This window comes from Pectobacterium polonicum (genome assembly GCF_005497185.1).
GTDB lineage: Bacteria > Pseudomonadota > Gammaproteobacteria > Enterobacterales > Enterobacteriaceae > Pectobacterium > Pectobacterium polonicum.
Genome location: NZ_RJTN01000001.1, coordinates 289,016 through 304,372, shown reverse-complemented (window position 1 = coordinate 304,372; position 15,357 = coordinate 289,016). Strand labels below are relative to the sequence as shown.

The window sequence follows — 15,357 nt, the reverse complement described above, 5'->3', positions numbered from 1 at the left end:
CGATAAAAAAAGCCAGCGCATCGCGCTGGCTTACTCGGCTCATTCCAGTTTAAGGAAAAGGCTTATTCGTCATCTTCAGCGATATCATCATCGCCATCAATGTCGTCAATAGCATCATCGTCTTCGGCAATTTCGCCTTCAACTTTTACCACGCCATCCAGCTCTTCATCTTCTACCGGTTCAGCAACACGTTGCAGGCCAACAACATTTTCGTCTTCCGCTGTACGAATCAGCGTCACACCCTGTGTGTTACGACCAACGATGCTGACTTCAGACACGCGTGTACGCACCAACGTTCCCGCATCGGTGATCATCATGATCTGGTCTGCGGCATCAACCTGAACCGCACCAACCACTTTACCGTTACGCTCGCTGACCTTGATAGAGATAACGCCTTTCGTCGCACGTGACTTGGTTGGGTACTCACTCACCGCAGTACGCTTACCAAAGCCATTTTGTGTGACGGTCAGGATATCGCCCTCACCGCGAGGAATGATCAGCGAAACGACGCGATCTTCGCCTTGCAGGTTGATACCACGGACGCCCGTTGCCGTTCGGCCCATGGAACGTACCGCCTGCTCAGAGAAGCGAACCACTTTACCTTCCGCAGAGAACAGCATCGCTTCATCGCTACCGTCGGTCAGGTCAACGCCAATCAGCTCGTCACCTTCGTTCAGGTTAACCGCGATGATCCCCGCGCTGCGCGGACGACTGAATTCCGTCAACGCCGTTTTCTTCACCGTACCGCTTGCGGTTGCCATGAAGATATGGCGGCCTTCTTCGTATTCACGTACAGGCAGAATCGCCGTGATACGTTCATTTGGCTCAAGCGGCAACAGGTTAACGATCGGACGACCACGCGCACCACGGCTAGCTTCCGGCAGTTGGTACACTTTCATCCAGTACAGACGACCTCGGCTGGAGAAACACAGAATCGTGTCGTGGGTGTTCGCCACCAGCAGACGATCGATAAAGTCTTCTTCCTTAATACGAGCCGCAGATTTACCACGGCCACCACGACGTTGGGCTTCGTAGTCGCTCAATGGCTGATACTTCACATAACCCTGGTGGGACAGCGTGACGACAACATCTTCCTGATTAATCAGGTCTTCGATATTGATATCGGCACTGTTTGCCGTGATTTCTGTGCGGCGCTCATCGCTGTACTGCGTTTTGATTGCTTCCAGCTCTTCGCGGATCACTTCCATCAGGCGCTCAGGACTGTTGAGGATATAAAGCAGCTCGGCGATCTCCGCCAACAGCTCTTTATATTCATCCAGCAGCTTTTCGTGCTCCATGCCGGTCAGTTTCTGCAAACGCAGATCCAGAATCGCCTGCGCCTGCTGTTCTGTCAGGTAGTAGCGACCGTCACGAATGCCGAACTCTGGCTCCAGCCACTCTGGACGCGCAGCATCATCACCCGCACGTTCCAACATGGTAGAAACGCTGCCCAGTTCCCACGCTTGTGCGATCAGTGAGGCTTTCGCTTCAGCAGGTGACGCCGCACGACGAATCAGTTCGATAATCGGATCGATGTTCGCCAGCGCAATTGCCAGACCTTCCAGGATATGGGCGCGGTCACGGGCTTTACGCAGTTCAAAAATGGTACGGCGCGTCACCACTTCACGGCGGTGGCGCACAAATGCAACCAGAATATCTTTCAGCGGCATGATCTTAGGCTGGCCCTGATGCAGTGCCACCATGTTGATGCCGAATGACGTCTGAAGCTGCGTCTGGGAATACAGATTATTCAGGACCACTTCGCCCACAGCGTCGCGCTTAATCTCGATGACGATACGCATACCGTCTTTATCGGATTCATCACGCAGGGCGCTAATCCCTTCAATACGTTTGTCTTTGACCAGCTCTGCAATTTTCTCGATCAGGCGTGCTTTGTTCACCTGGTACGGAATTTCATGCACGATGATAGTTTCACGCCCGGTTTTCGCGTCCGCTTCCACTTCAGCACGCGCACGGATATAAATTTTACCGCGCCCGGTGCGATAGGCCTCTTCAATACCGCGTCGGCCATTGATGATCGCCGCCGTCGGGAAATCCGGGCCTTTGATGTGTTCCATCAGCCCTTCGAGGCTAATGTTTTCATCGTCGATATACGCCAGACAGCCGTTCACGACTTCAGTCAGGTTGTGCGGTGGAATGTTCGTTGCCATCCCGACGGCGATACCGGAAGAACCATTAACCAGCAGGTTGGGAATACGCGTAGGCATGACGTCAGGAATCTGCTCGGTGCCGTCATAGTTCGGCACAAAATCGACCGTCTCTTTTTCGAGATCGGCCAGCAGTTCATGAGCAATTTTCGACATGCGAATTTCGGTATAACGCATCGCCGCTGCGGAGTCGCCATCAATCGAACCGAAGTTGCCCTGACCATCAACCAGCATGTAGCGCAGTGAAAAAGGCTGCGCCATACGCACGATGGTTTCATAAACAGCAGAGTCGCCGTGCGGGTGGTATTTACCGATGACATCCCCGACGACACGGGCGGATTTTTTATACGGTTTGTTCCAGTCGTTACCCAGTACGCTCATCGCATACAGTACGCGGCGGTGTACCGGTTTCAGTCCATCTCGAACATCTGGTAATGCACGTCCGACAATAACGGACATCGCATAATCCAGATACGAGCTTTTCAGCTCTTCTTCAATATTGACCGGTGTGATTTCTCTGGCAAGGTCGCTCATGGAGCCGCTATCCCTCTATTTAGGCATCTACCCGTGTTCAGAAAAGTGAACCGTTCAGAAAGGTGAACTGTTCAAAAGGTGAAAAATTATATCACAAACCGCCGTTTCGGGGGAAACTCCCTTCCGCTCTGAACAGACTGTTTTCCTCATGGGGGTTTATCCCACAGAAAAAAGCGACAGCGCTGCACGTTGTGACATGAAGGGGTATACTCGCGGCAGTAGAAGATGATGAAAGGCAGCGATGACACATGAATGTAGAAAATCAAACCCCGAACGTTGACCATCAGGAAATTGCCAAATTTGAGGCTATCGCTTCCCGCTGGTGGGATTTAGACGGTGAATTCAAACCACTACACCGCATTAACCCACTGCGTCTGGGTTATATTTCACAGCGTGCAGAAGGCTTGTTCGGCAAGAAAGTGTTGGATGTTGGCTGCGGCGGCGGCATTTTGGCCGAGAGCATGGCGCGTGAAGGTGCGGACGTCACCGGGCTGGATATGGGCGCAGAGCCGTTAGACGTTGCGCGTTTACATGCGCTGGAAAGCGGTATCACTGTCGATTACGTGCAGGAAACGGTAGAAGCACATGCTCATGCTCACCCAGGCCTTTACGATGTGGTCACCTGCATGGAAATGCTGGAGCACGTTCCCGACCCGCAATCCGTGGTGCAGGCTTGCGCTAAGTTGGTCAAGCCCGGCGGACACGTGTTTTTCTCCACCATCAACCGCAATGCAAAAGCGTGGATGATGGCCGTTATCGGCGCTGAGTATGTTTTAAAAATGGTGCCACGCGGCACGCACGATATTAAGAAATTTATTCGCCCAGCGGAGCTAATGCACTGGGTTGACAGTACGCCGCTGCGTGAAAAGCATATCACCGGGCTACACTACAATCCGTTGACGGACCACTTTAAGCTCGGTCCAAACGTAGACGTGAACTACATGCTGCATACCCGCCACGATAAATAGAACCCATTAAGAATGCTCTTAAAAATTGCGTGGTTTTTCACCGCGCAATTTTCTGGGTTTATCTGAAAAACCAACAAAATGGCCGCGACTTATTTTTTTTACAGAATATTGACATCCTCTTAGCCCTTACAAAATCAGGATTTCGAGAAACCAACGCTTCAGCAACCTGAAATTAACACCAAAATCAAGCCTTGTACTCAAACGAATCCAGACTAGAATACTCACCATGTAGTAGCCATTTATCAAAAAATATCCATATCTAGTATTTATCCACAGAGTTAGTCACAGAGGAATTTCTGTGAATAAACGGGGGATATTTTTTTATTTTCATCAACAGGTAAATCCCAACATGAACCAGAGCTTGCTCGTTACCAAACGCGATGGCAGTAAAGAAAAAATCAATTTGGATAAAATCCACCGCGTCATTACCTGGGCCGCAGAAGGTTTACACAATGTCTCCGTTTCTCAGGTGGAACTGCGTTCCCACATTCAGTTTTACGACAGCATCAAAACCTCTGATATCCATGAGACCATCATCAAGGCCGCTGCCGATCTGATCTCCCGCGAAAGCCCGGATTATCAATACCTGGCCGCGCGTCTGGCTATCTTCCATCTGCGCAAGAAAGCCTACGGTCAGTTTGAGCCGCCAGCGCTGCTGACCCACGTCACCAACATGGTAGAGCTGGGTAAATACGACAAGCACCTGCTGGAAGACTATAGCCCCGAAGAATTCGCTCAGATGGACGCTTTCATCGATCACTGGCGCGACATGAATTTCTCTTATGCGGCGGTTAAACAGCTGGAAGGGAAATATTTGGTCCAAAACCGCGTGACCGGTGATATCTACGAAAGCGCCCAGTTCCTGTACATTCTGGTCGCCGCCTGCCTGTTCTCCGGCTACCCGCGTGAAACCCGTCTGGATTACGTTAAACGTTTCTATGACGCGATTTCCACATTCAAAATTTCTCTGCCGACGCCAATCATGGCGGGCGTGCGCACCCCAACTCGTCAGTTCAGCTCCTGCGTGCTGATCGAATGCGGCGATAGTCTGGATTCCATCAACGCAACATCCAGCGCTATCGTGAAATATGTTTCCCAGCGTGCTGGTATCGGCATCAACGCGGGCCACATCCGTGCACTCGGTAGCCCAATCCGTGGCGGTGAAGCGTTCCATACTGGCTGTATCCCTTTCTATAAGCATTTCCAGACGGCGGTGAAATCCTGTTCTCAGGGCGGTGTACGCGGCGGGGCTGCCACGCTGTTCTATCCGCTGTGGCATCTGGAAGTTGAAAGCCTGCTGGTGTTGAAAAACAACCGTGGTGTCGAAGGCAACCGCGTTCGTCATCTCGATTACGGCGTACAGTTGAACAAACTGATGTATCAGCGCTTGGTAAAAGGTGAAGAGATCACGCTGTTCAGCCCATCTGACGTTCCAGGGCTATACGACGCATTCTTCGCCGATCAGGATGAGTTCGAACGCCTGTATGTGAAATACGAGCAGGATGACAGCATCCGCAAGCAGCGCATCAAAGCCGTTGAACTGTTCTCCCTGATGATGCAGGAACGTGCTTCTACAGGCCGTATCTATATTCAGAACGTTGACCACTGCAACACACACAGTCCGTTCGATCCGGTGATTGCGCCGGTTCGTCAGTCCAACCTGTGTCTGGAAATCGCGTTGCCGACCAAGCCGTTGAACGATGTGAATGATGAAAGCGGTGAAATCGCACTGTGTACGCTGTCAGCGTTTAACCTCGGTGCGATTAATAGCCTGGACGATTTGGAAGATTTAGCGACGCTCGCGGTACGTGCGCTGGATGCCCTGCTGGATTATCAGGATTACCCGATTAAAGCAGCAGAGCGCGGTGCGATGGGTCGTCGCACGTTGGGCATTGGCGTCATCAACTTTGCCTACTATCTGGCGAAAAATGGCGTACGTTACTCCGATGGCAGCGCCAACGGCCTGACGCACAAAACGTTTGAAGCGATCCAATACTATCTCCTGAAGGCGTCGAATGTGCTGGCGCGTGAGCAAGGTGCCTGCCCATGGTTCAATGAAACCACCTACTCGCAGGGTATTTTACCGATCGATACCTACAAACGCGATCTGGACGCGATTTGCAACGAACCGCTGCATCTCGACTGGGAAGCGTTGCGTAAAGATATTAAAGAGTACGGCCTACGCAACTCAACGCTGTCTGCGCTGATGCCGTCTGAAACGTCGTCTCAAATCTCTAACGCGACCAACGGTATTGAACCACCGCGCGGCCACATCAGCGTCAAAGCGTCCAAAGACGGCATTCTGCGCCAGGTCGTGCCAGAGTACGAAACGCTGAAAGATGCCTACGAACTGCTGTGGGACATGCCAAATAACGATGGATATCTGCAACTGGTAGGTCTGATGCAGAAATTTGTCGATCAGGCGATCTCTTCTAATACCAACTACGATCCATCACGCTTCCCGTCAGGTCGAGTGCCGATGAAGCAGTTGCTGAAAGATCTGGTCACGGCTTACAAATTCGGCGTTAAAACGCTGTATTACCAAAACACCCGTGACGGCGCTGAAGACGTACAAGACGATCTGTTGGCAGAGCCGCAGGACGATGGCTGCGAAGGCGGCGCGTGTAAGATTTAAGCCAATAATAAAAGGCTGCAACGCAGCCTTTTATCCTTTTAGCGCGGGCGTCCTACCCGCAGCCGCAAGCGGCGTTAAAAAATGCTCACGGCATTTTTTTGGAGAGATTAATGGCCTATACCACTTTTTCACAGAATAAAAATGACCAGTTGCTAGAACCGATGTTCTTCGGTCAGTCGGTTAATGTTGCGCGTTTCGATCAGCAAAAATATGAAATTTTCGAAAAACTGATCGAAAAACAGCTGTCCTTCTTCTGGCGCCCGGAAGAAGTTGATGTGTCTCGCGACCGCATCGACTATCAGGCACTACCCGATCATGAAAAACACATCTTCATCAGCAACCTGAAATACCAGACGCTGCTGGATTCGATTCAGGGACGTAGCCCAAACGTAGCGTTACTGCCGCTAATCTCTATCCCTGAGCTGGAAACCTGGGTCGAAACCTGGGCATTCTCGGAAACCATTCACTCACGTTCCTACACCCATATTATTCGTAATATCGTGAACGATCCGTCGCTGGTCTTTGACGATATCGTGACGAACGAAGAGATTCTGAAGCGTGCCAAGGATATCTCCGGCTACTACGATTCGCTGATCGAGATGACCAGCTACTATCATCTGCTGGGTGAAGGGACACATCAGGTTAACGGTAAAACCATCACCGTGGATCTGCATACGCTGAAAAAACAGCTGTATATCTGCTTGATGAGCGTTAACGCGCTGGAAGCGATTCGTTTCTATGTCAGCTTTGCCTGCTCGTTTGCTTTTGCAGAGCGTGAACTGATGGAAGGTAACGCCAAAATCATCAAGCTCATCGCCCGTGACGAAGCACTGCACCTGACCGGCACGCAGCACATGCTGAACCTGATGCGTTCCGGCCATGACGACCCTGAAATGGCACAGATTGCCGAAGAGTGTCAGCAGGAGTGTTATGACCTGTTCGTACTCGCCGCCCAGCAAGAAAAAGAGTGGGCGGAATACCTGTTCCGCGACGGTTCGATGATTGGCCTGAACAAAGATATTCTGTGCCAGTACGTGGAGTACATCACCAACATCCGTATGCAGGCGGTTGGGCTGCCGCTGCCGTTCCAGACGCGAACCAACCCTATTCCGTGGATTAACGCCTGGCTGGTATCCGATAACGTCCAGGTCGCACCGCAGGAAGTCGAAGTCAGCTCTTATCTGGTCGGTCAGATCGATTCAGAAATCAGCGATGACGACCTGAGCGATTTCCAGCTGTAATCGATGAGCAATCCAACTATTACGCTGCGCACATCCGGTGCGCAGTTTTCCTGTTCAGACGATGGCCCTTCTCTGCTGGATGTGCTGGAATCCAACCGCGTCAGCATTGAATATCAGTGCCGATCTGGCTATTGCGGTTCCTGTCGGCTGCGTCTGGTAAAAGGCAGAGTCGCGTATCGTCAAACCCCGCTTGCCTGCATCCAACAGGATGAAATCCTGCCCTGCTGCTGTATGCCGCAAGGCGACATCGAATTGGATCTATAGCCCTATCTCTTTCATATTTTTTGTTCTTGCTATTGAAGATTATTTAATTGAATAAGCTCGCTTATTTGGTTATTTTTTCTTTACTCATAATAAGTCAATAATATCGATACATCATGTCAAAATAATAACCATCACATCACAATTCGATATACAGTTGCTTTACGATTTTGACTATACATAGCAAAAAAAGGACATATCACATGAAAATAAGTACAAGATTAAACACCGGATTCGGTGCAGGGATGCTAATAGTCGCTATTATTGGCTTTATTTCAACAGTTAATTTATCCAACCTTAATAATCAAGTAGAAAAAATAGTTCAGACGCTCTATCCCACCACGGCTTACGCCAATACTTTAATTAGTGAAATAAATAACGTCTTCGTCGAACAATCCGCATTTTTTATCAATGAAAAGCCGGAAGACAATGAGGCAACTATTGAAGCGATTAAGAAACATCGCAGCAAGATGGTCGAAAATCTGGATCAGCTACAGCGACTGGTCGTAAATGATCCTGGCCTTCAAGAGAAATTGGCTGAACTAAAAAAAGCGCATCAGGCCTTTTCCCAATCGAGCGATAACTTACTTCAGGAAGCAAAAATAGGTAACAAAGACGGGTTACGCGAACAGGCGTTAAATGTGACCTGGCCGCTTGGCACGACGCTGAAATCACTCGCCGAGCAGTTTATTGATGAATCGAATAATAGAATGACGCAGTCGGAAAAAACGGTACATGATGAATATCACACAGCCAGATTATTTCTCCTGTTTATTATTGTAGTCGGTATTGTCTTTAGCTTTATCATTTCTCGCATCGTCATTCGCAGCATTATTCCGCCATTAACGCAGGCATTACATTTAGCCCAGCATGTCGCAAAAGGTAACCTGACACATTCTCTGCAAGGCTCGACGAAAGATGAAGCCGGTATATTACTTAATGAATTAAACAATATGACAACCAGCCTACGAGATATTGTCAGCCAGGTACGTGACGGCGCCAGCGCGATCTCCACAGCGACATCGCAATTGAGCGCCGGAAATAGCGATCTATCGGCTCGGACTGAACATCAGGCTAGTTCGCTGGAAGAAACTGTCTCATCAATGGAGCAGTTAACGTCCACGCTGAAAAATACGGCTGAAAATACTCATCGCGCCGACACCCTTGCTTCCGAAGCATCAAAGGATATGCAAGACAGCACAACGACGATGAAACAGGTAACAGAAAAAATGCGCGATATCCGCGATTCATCGCGCCGCATGGTGGAAATTATCGGTACGATTGACGGCATCGCATTCCAAACTAATATTCTGGCGCTGAATGCCGCTGTTGAAGCCGCCAGAGCGGGTGAGCAAGGGCGTGGATTTGCCGTCGTCGCAGGCGAAGTGCGCAATTTGGCACAGCGTAGCGCATTAGCCGCCAAAGAGATTAAAGTGCTGATTGATAACTCGGTGGATAAAATCCATGAAGGTATGGAGATGGTGGAAACCGCAGAATCATCGATCGGTGCGCTGGTCGACAACGCGTCAACCGTCGGCCAGATCATGAATGAGATTGCGCGCGCCAGCGGAGAGCAGAGCGAAGGGATCAATCAGATCAATATTGCCATCGGGCAAATTGACATGGCCACACAACAAAATGTGTCGTTGGTCGAGCAGTCCACCGCTGCGACACAATCGCTGCAAGATCTGGCTCAACAGCTATCGGCATCCGTATCCACCTTTATTCTCACTGATTCTATCGATACGCCCCAGTTCATCAATGCCCCACAGCGCCTCTTGACGGGCTTGCCAGCAGCAACGTCTCGTCTCTGATCTCGACAACGAATCCCCTCTATTAACCAGCCAGCCCGACTGTCTCGGGCTGGCTGCCGTCAAAAATAGGTTTTAGCCGCAGATGGCGCTAGAATCGTCATGCAATACATTTTCGCCTAATTTTCTCTGGGACACTCAAAAAACAGTCATAAATAGAGGTTAATACTATGCTTACCGTCATTCCCGTTTTGATCTTTGTTGCACTTATCATCGTCTGGTCAGGCATCAAAATCGTACCTCAGGGATACCAATGGACTGTAGAACGTTTTGGTCGCTATACCAAAACGCTGATGCCGGGGCTTAATCTGGTCGTGCCTTTCATGGATCGTGTTGGTCGTAAAATCAACATGATGGAACAGGTATTAGATATCCCCTCTCAGGAAATTATTTCACGCGATAACGCCAATGTCGCGATTGATGCCGTCTGCTTTATTCAGGTAATCGATCCCGCGCGGGCGGCCTATGAAGTCAGTAATCTGGAACAGGCTATCGTCAATCTCACCATGACCAACTTCCGTACCGTGCTGGGCTCCATGGAGCTGGACGAAATGTTGTCTCAGCGCGACAGCATCAATACTCGCCTGCTGCACATCGTTGACGAAGCCACCAATCCGTGGGGCGTGAAAATCACCCGCATCGAGATCCGCGACGTCCGTCCACCAGCAGAACTGATTGCCGCGATGAACGCGCAGATGAAAGCAGAACGTAACAAGCGTGCCGATATTCTGGAAGCTGAAGGGGTACGTCAGGCTGCTATCCTGAAAGCCGAAGGGGAAAAGCAGTCACAGATTCTGAAGGCGGAAGGCCAACGCCAGTCCGCGTTCCTTGAAGCGGAAGCGCGTGAACGTGCAGCAGAAGCAGAAGCACAGGCAACTAAAATGGTCTCTGAGGCCATCGCAGCGGGTAACATTCAGGCGATTAACTACTTTGTCGCCCAGAAATATACCGATGCCTTGCAGCAGATTGGCTCCTCCAATAACAGTAAAGTGATCATGATGCCGCTAGAAGCCAGCAACCTAATGGGAGCCATTGGCGGGATCACCGAGCTGATTAAAGATAGCAAAAACAGCCGAGGTCAATAATGGGCGTTGAACTGGTGATGGAAAATGCACACTGGTTCTGGCTGTCACTCGGCGGCCTGCTTTTAGCCGCCGAAATGCTAGGTGCCAGTGGTTATCTGCTGTGGAGCGGATTATCAGCCGTATTGGTTGGGTTACTCACGTGGGTTATGCCGCTGGGCTGGCCATGGCAGGGGGCGATTTTCGCCATCATGACGATCGTTACGGCGCTGCTCTGGTGGTATTGGCTGCGTAAGCGAACGCTGTCACGCCCACCGTCAACGCTCAACCAACGCGGGCAACAGTTGATTGGCCTGCGCGCTACCCTGACCGAGCCAGTGACTAACGGCTTTGGCCGAGTCAACATCGGTGATAGCAGTTGGCGCGTGAAATCAGAGCAGGAGCTGCCTGCTGGCACGCAGGTTGAAGTCATTGCCGTTGACGGCATCACGCTGCATGTCCGACCGATTGAGCACTAACAGAGCGCACTATTTAGGGGGAGTCCGTCTCCCCTTTCTGACTGTTTGTTTTTTGACAACAGCCCGCCAGATTATTAATGATCGGACACTCCGCGCTTCCGTCCCCCGGACACTGCTCGGCTAACGCCAGCAGTTGTTCACGCATCGTTTTCAACTCTTTGATATGCATCTCGATTTCTTGCACTTTCTGCAAAGTACGGGCTTTTACATCCGCGCTTCGCCGCTGCGGATCGTTAAATAACGTGACCAATTCCCGGCATTCATCCAGATTAAAACCGACCTGACGCGCCTGACGCAGCAGCGTTAGCTCTTCAACATGATGGTCGTCGTAGCTGCGGTAACCATTTTCAGAACGCAGCGGCGTAGTCAGAAGTTCTTTCTCTTCATAAAAGCGAATGGTTTTACTGCTAAGCCCGGTTTTTTTTGCCACATCACTGATATTCATGATTTCCCCCAACATTTTCCCTGTTAAGAAGATGACGAAAAAATCTATTCGTGTAAAATTTCTTGACTTCATTGGTGCTTGCGACGGAATGCAGCAAGCTGGTCATTATCAACAAAGAAAAAACTATTATGGGATTAATCAGTACACTCGGCAAGTCGCTGGATAATGCACAACAACTTAAAGAGCTCCACCAACACATTGAACGTTACAATGTTCCTGTTACGTCTAAAGACGATCTTTTTCAACAATTTATTGAGATCGAGCGTTACCTCGGAGGCACGGATTACGCATCAATACATGCCAAAAAAAGCAAGGTGAATATCCTGACCGGTATTTTTGCTATGCCTATTCTCATTTTCGCCCTTTTTTTCATACCAGACCGTTATCTTAAATACTTCAATATTGAATTCGATATTGCTGGTATGGCACGAGATTTATCTATCACTCTCTTCGAACAGTTATGGGCTGTTATTGCTTATGCCTGTGCCTTTGTCGGTTCGATTCTTTATTTTTATTATTTAAATCGCCGAGCGGAAACCGAAGCCAATAGACTGATTCAATCATTCATTACCCGAACATCAGGCCACCCCTAATGATTCAGAGTTAATAACTCAAAGGTTCATCATCAACCGGACACCTCTTCTCTTCGCCCGGTTGTTTTCAGACTTTACCTGACATAACACTGCCACAGCGTTCCACTCACCATCATTAAAAATAGCATTAAATCCCTTGACCTTTACCTTGCAGGAAGGTTTACCCTTCATCACAACAAGCCGCTATCACGCAACGGCAAAAATTTTCTGCTGTCGCGCTAACCAGAGGAAAGATGATGTCACAAACCATCGTATTGTCATTGCAGGGACTGACCTGCGGGCACTGTGTTCAACGCGTTAAAAAAGCACTGGACGCGCTACCTGCTGTCGAACAAACCAACGTCACCCAACAGTATGCCAGAGTCAGCGGAGCCGTTGATTCTCAAACGCTGATCGACACTATCGAACAGGCTGGTTACGACGCGCAGCTCGCCACCACGCCAGATGTCTCTCTCCAGCTTTCCGGCCTGAGCTGCAACCACTGTGTCGCCGCTACGCGTAAAGTGCTGGACGCTATTCCCGGCGTCGTGGCAACGGATGTCACTCAAGAACAGGCCACCGTATATGGCAACGTTGAGGCCACAGTACTGATTAGCGCTATTGAAGAAGCCGGCTATCACGCCAGCGTGCAGGAGAGCGTTCACCCAAAAACTGAGCCGCTGGCACAGGTAGCGACAACGCCGGAAGCGCTGCCAGCGGCCGAGAGTACTCTTCCGGCAATAACAACACGAACCACCAGCGATGACGACAGCATACAGCTCCTGCTTCAGGGGATGAGCTGCGCCAGCTGCGTGAACCGCGTACAAACGGCGCTGCAAAACGTCAGCGGCGTTACGCAAGCGCGGGTGAACCTGGCCGAACGCAGTGCGTTGGTCAGTGGTCACGCTGAGCCTGAGGCGCTGATTGCTGCCGTTGAGCAAGCAGGTTACGGTGCGGAAATTATTCAGGACGAAGAAGCGCGCCGGGCTCGCCAACAGCAAACCTCTCAGCAGGCCATTCGACGTTTTCAGTGGCAGGCGGCGCTAGGTTTACTGCTTGGTGTACCCCTGATGCTGTGGGGCGTATTGGGCGGCAGCATGAGCCTGACGCCGGAAAGCCAAACGCCGTGGCTCGTCATCGGTATTCTGACGCTGGCGGTGATGGTGTTTGCTGGCAGTCATTTTTACCGTAACGCCTGGCGCAGCTTGAAAAACGGCACCGCGACCATGGATACGCTGGTCGCACTGGGAACGGGCGCTGCATGGCTTTATTCTATTACCGTCAACCTGTGGCCGGATCTTTTCCCGATGGCGGCACGCCATCTTTACTACGAAGCAAGCGCGATGATCATTGGTTTAATCAACCTCGGTCATGCGCTGGAACAGCGCGCCCGCCAGCGCTCCTCTCGTGCGCTGGAGCGGCTGCTGGACTTAACACCGCCTACCGCCCGCGTCGTGACGGCAGAAGGAGAAAAATCCATTCCGCTGTCAGAAGTCCAGTCCGGCATGACGTTGCGCCTGACAACCGGCGATCGTATTCCTGTCGACGGCGAAATTTTGCAAGGCGAAGTGTGGGTCGATGAAGCCATGCTGACCGGGGAACCGATCCCACAGTCCAAAACATCTGGCGACACCGTTCACGCCGGCACGCTGGTTTCCGACGGTAGCGTCCTCTTCCGGGCAGACGCGATCGGCAACCAGACAACACTATCACGCATTATCCGACTGGTCAGACAGGCGCAAAGCAGTAAACCCGCTATCGGGCAGCTAGCCGATCGTATTTCTGCCGTGTTTGTTCCCGTCGTCGTTGCCATCGCACTTCTCAGCGGTGCGATCTGGTTCTTTGTCGGGCCACAGCCGCAGATAGTCTATACGCTCATTATCGTCACGACCGTTCTGATCATTGCTTGCCCTTGTGCGCTTGGGCTGGCAACGCCGATGTCGATTATTTCCGGCGTTGGACGTGCAGCGGAGTTTGGCGTACTGGTACGGGATGCCGATGCCTTGCAACAGGCCAGCAAGCTGGATGTGTTGGTGTTTGACAAAACCGGGACGCTAACCGAAGGGCAGCCGCGCGTCGTGGCGATTCATACCTTCGGCGATGTCACGGAAGCACTGGCGCTAACCTGGGCAGCGTCGCTGGAACAGGGATCTAATCATCCGCTGGCGAAGGCAATTCTTGAACGTGCGGAAAACCTTACGCTCACGCAAGTCGAGCAGTTCCGCACGCTGCGCGGCCTCGGCGTCAGCGGCAAGATCTCGGATGTCGACCTGCTGCTGGGGAATCCAGCGCTGCTCAAACAGCATCAGGTCGATATCACCGCTGGTGACACGCTGATCGGCGAGCAGGCTCAGCGCGGCATCACACCGGTGTTACTCGCAGCAAATGGCCGCCTCATTGCGGTATTCTCTATTCACGATCCGCTGCGAGCGGATAGCGTCAGCGCGTTGCAACGCCTACACCAGCAGGGCTATCAATTAGTTATGCTCACAGGAGACAACCCACTCACGGCAAAGAGCATTGCTAAAGAAGCCGGTATCGATCAGGTGATTGCTGGGGTGCTGCCAGACGGCAAAGCAGAGGCGATTAAAAAGCTACAGGCGCAAGGCAAACGCGTGGCGATGATTGGTGATGGCATCAACGATGCGCCCGCACTCGCGCAGGCCGATGTCGGCATTGCAATGGGCGGCGGCAGCGATATTGCGATTGAGACCGCCGCTATCACACTGATGCGCCACAGCCTGCACGGTGTCGCCGATGCACTAGCACTCTCCAATGCCACGCTGCGCAACATGAAGCAAAATCTGCTGGGCGCGTTTATCTATAACTCGCTGGGTATACCGATTGCCGCAGGCGTGCTCTACCCGCTGACCGGAACGCTGCTCAGCCCGGTAGTCGCCGGTGCCGCGATGGCGCTCTCCTCTATCACGGTAGTCAGCAACGCCAACCGCTTGCTGCGCTTTAAGCCTAAAAGCCAGTAATGCAAACGCGGCGCGTTGTTGAGACACGCCGCGTTTTCCTTTGCCGAAAACCATCGTGATTTTATCACTGGCAACCAGACCTATTCGCCACGCTTACTCCAGTTCATGGCGTGCGGCTTCTGCTAAAAAATGGCTGCGATCGCGATAAGTACCCGGCTGCTCTCGCACGCGATTATCAATATTACGCGTAGGGAGAATCGA

At 51.4% G+C, this 15,357-nt stretch carries 11 protein-coding genes and 1 pseudogene; 9 read left to right on the top strand and 3 right to left on the bottom strand.

Annotated elements, in window-relative coordinates; genetic code table 11:
- Positions 1–62: 62 nt before the first annotated feature.
- Entirely contained in the window at positions 63–2,702 is a 2,640-nt protein-coding gene (gene gyrA / locus EDI29_RS01310) for a DNA topoisomerase (ATP-hydrolyzing) subunit A (protein ID WP_137739404.1), read from the bottom strand.
- 248 nt (positions 2,703–2,950) lie between these two features.
- Here gyrA and ubiG point away from each other — a divergent pair, with 248 nt between their 5' ends.
- The 7 genes from ubiG to EDI29_RS01275 all read left to right on the top strand — a co-directional run bounded on the left by ubiG (position 2,951) and on the right by EDI29_RS01275 (position 11,158).
- Positions 2,951–3,670, top strand: coding sequence for a bifunctional 2-polyprenyl-6-hydroxyphenol methylase/3-demethylubiquinol 3-O-methyltransferase UbiG (gene ubiG, locus EDI29_RS01305; RefSeq protein ID WP_137739403.1), 720 nt, complete (start codon positions 2,951–2,953; stop codon positions 3,668–3,670).
- Between the two features lie 349 nt (positions 3,671–4,019).
- Positions 4,020–6,305, top strand: a complete 2,286-nt coding sequence (gene nrdA, locus EDI29_RS01300) for a class 1a ribonucleoside-diphosphate reductase subunit alpha (protein ID WP_137739402.1) — start codon at positions 4,020–4,022, stop codon at positions 6,303–6,305.
- Between the two features lie 110 nt (positions 6,306–6,415).
- Positions 6,416–7,546: a class Ia ribonucleoside-diphosphate reductase subunit beta gene (nrdB, locus tag EDI29_RS01295; RefSeq protein ID WP_137739401.1), complete on the top strand. Its 1,131-nt coding sequence runs from the start codon at positions 6,416–6,418 to the stop codon at positions 7,544–7,546.
- 3 nt (positions 7,547–7,549) lie between these two features.
- Positions 7,550–7,810: a class I ribonucleotide reductase maintenance protein YfaE gene (gene yfaE, locus EDI29_RS01290; RefSeq protein WP_107168368.1), complete on the top strand. Its 261-nt coding sequence runs from the start codon at positions 7,550–7,552 to the stop codon at positions 7,808–7,810.
- Positions 7,811–8,010: 200 nt separating this feature from the next.
- On the top strand, positions 8,011–9,621 hold the full coding sequence (locus EDI29_RS01285; RefSeq protein ID WP_137739400.1) for a methyl-accepting chemotaxis protein: 1,611 nt from the start codon (positions 8,011–8,013) through the stop codon (positions 9,619–9,621).
- Between the two features lie 167 nt (positions 9,622–9,788).
- Positions 9,789–10,703 (top strand): SPFH domain-containing protein, encoded by a 915-nt coding sequence (locus EDI29_RS01280; protein WP_137739399.1) that lies wholly within the window; start codon positions 9,789–9,791, stop codon positions 10,701–10,703.
- Complete coding sequence (locus tag EDI29_RS01275; RefSeq protein ID WP_137739398.1) at positions 10,703–11,158, top strand: NfeD family protein; 456 nt, start codon at positions 10,703–10,705, stop codon at positions 11,156–11,158. Before EDI29_RS01280 ends, EDI29_RS01275 begins: the two co-directional genes overlap by 1 nt.
- 13 nt (positions 11,159–11,171) lie before the next feature.
- On the opposite strand, the gene cueR is transcribed toward EDI29_RS01275, so the two are convergent.
- Positions 11,172–11,603, bottom strand: a complete 432-nt coding sequence (gene cueR / locus EDI29_RS01270; RefSeq protein WP_137739397.1) for a Cu(I)-responsive transcriptional regulator — start codon at positions 11,601–11,603, stop codon at positions 11,172–11,174.
- Positions 11,604–11,665: 62 nt separating this feature from the next.
- Between cueR and EDI29_RS01265 the strand changes: the two genes are divergently transcribed.
- Positions 11,666–12,196 carry a DUF6097 family protein gene (locus tag EDI29_RS01265; protein ID WP_241664874.1) on the top strand — a complete coding sequence of 177 codons (531 nt, stop codon included), beginning with the start codon at positions 11,666–11,668 and terminating at the stop codon, positions 12,194–12,196.
- Between the two features lie 236 nt (positions 12,197–12,432).
- Positions 12,433–15,156, top strand: a complete 2,724-nt coding sequence (gene copA / locus EDI29_RS01260; RefSeq protein ID WP_137739550.1) for a copper-exporting P-type ATPase CopA — start codon at positions 12,433–12,435, stop codon at positions 15,154–15,156.
- A gap of 93 nt (positions 15,157–15,249) precedes the next feature.
- Here the strand turns inward: copA and EDI29_RS01255 are convergent.
- A pseudogene (locus tag EDI29_RS01255) lies at positions 15,250–15,342 on the bottom strand (type II toxin-antitoxin system HicB family antitoxin); the annotation flags it as partial.
- Positions 15,343–15,357 lie beyond the last annotated feature (15 nt).

Bases quoted from the DNA above. Each gene is read 5' to 3' on its own strand.
- gyrA (WP_137739404.1), bottom strand. From the start codon at position 2,702: ATGAGCGACCTTGCCAGAGAAATCACACCGGTCAATATTGAAGAAGAG.
- ubiG (WP_137739403.1), top strand. From the start codon at position 2,951: ATGAATGTAGAAAATCAAACCCCGAACGTTGACCATCAGGAAATTGCC.
- nrdA (WP_137739402.1), top strand. From the start codon at position 4,020: ATGAACCAGAGCTTGCTCGTTACCAAACGCGATGGCAGTAAAGAAAAA.
- nrdB (WP_137739401.1), top strand. From the start codon at position 6,416: ATGGCCTATACCACTTTTTCACAGAATAAAAATGACCAGTTGCTAGAA.
- yfaE (WP_107168368.1), top strand. From the start codon at position 7,550: ATGAGCAATCCAACTATTACGCTGCGCACATCCGGTGCGCAGTTTTCC.
- EDI29_RS01285 (WP_137739400.1), top strand. From the start codon at position 8,011: ATGAAAATAAGTACAAGATTAAACACCGGATTCGGTGCAGGGATGCTA.
- EDI29_RS01280 (WP_137739399.1), top strand. From the start codon at position 9,789: ATGCTTACCGTCATTCCCGTTTTGATCTTTGTTGCACTTATCATCGTC.
- EDI29_RS01275 (WP_137739398.1), top strand. From the start codon at position 10,703: ATGGGCGTTGAACTGGTGATGGAAAATGCACACTGGTTCTGGCTGTCA.
- cueR (WP_137739397.1), bottom strand. From the start codon at position 11,603: ATGAATATCAGTGATGTGGCAAAAAAAACCGGGCTTAGCAGTAAAACC.
- copA (WP_137739550.1), top strand. From the start codon at position 12,433: ATGTCACAAACCATCGTATTGTCATTGCAGGGACTGACCTGCGGGCAC.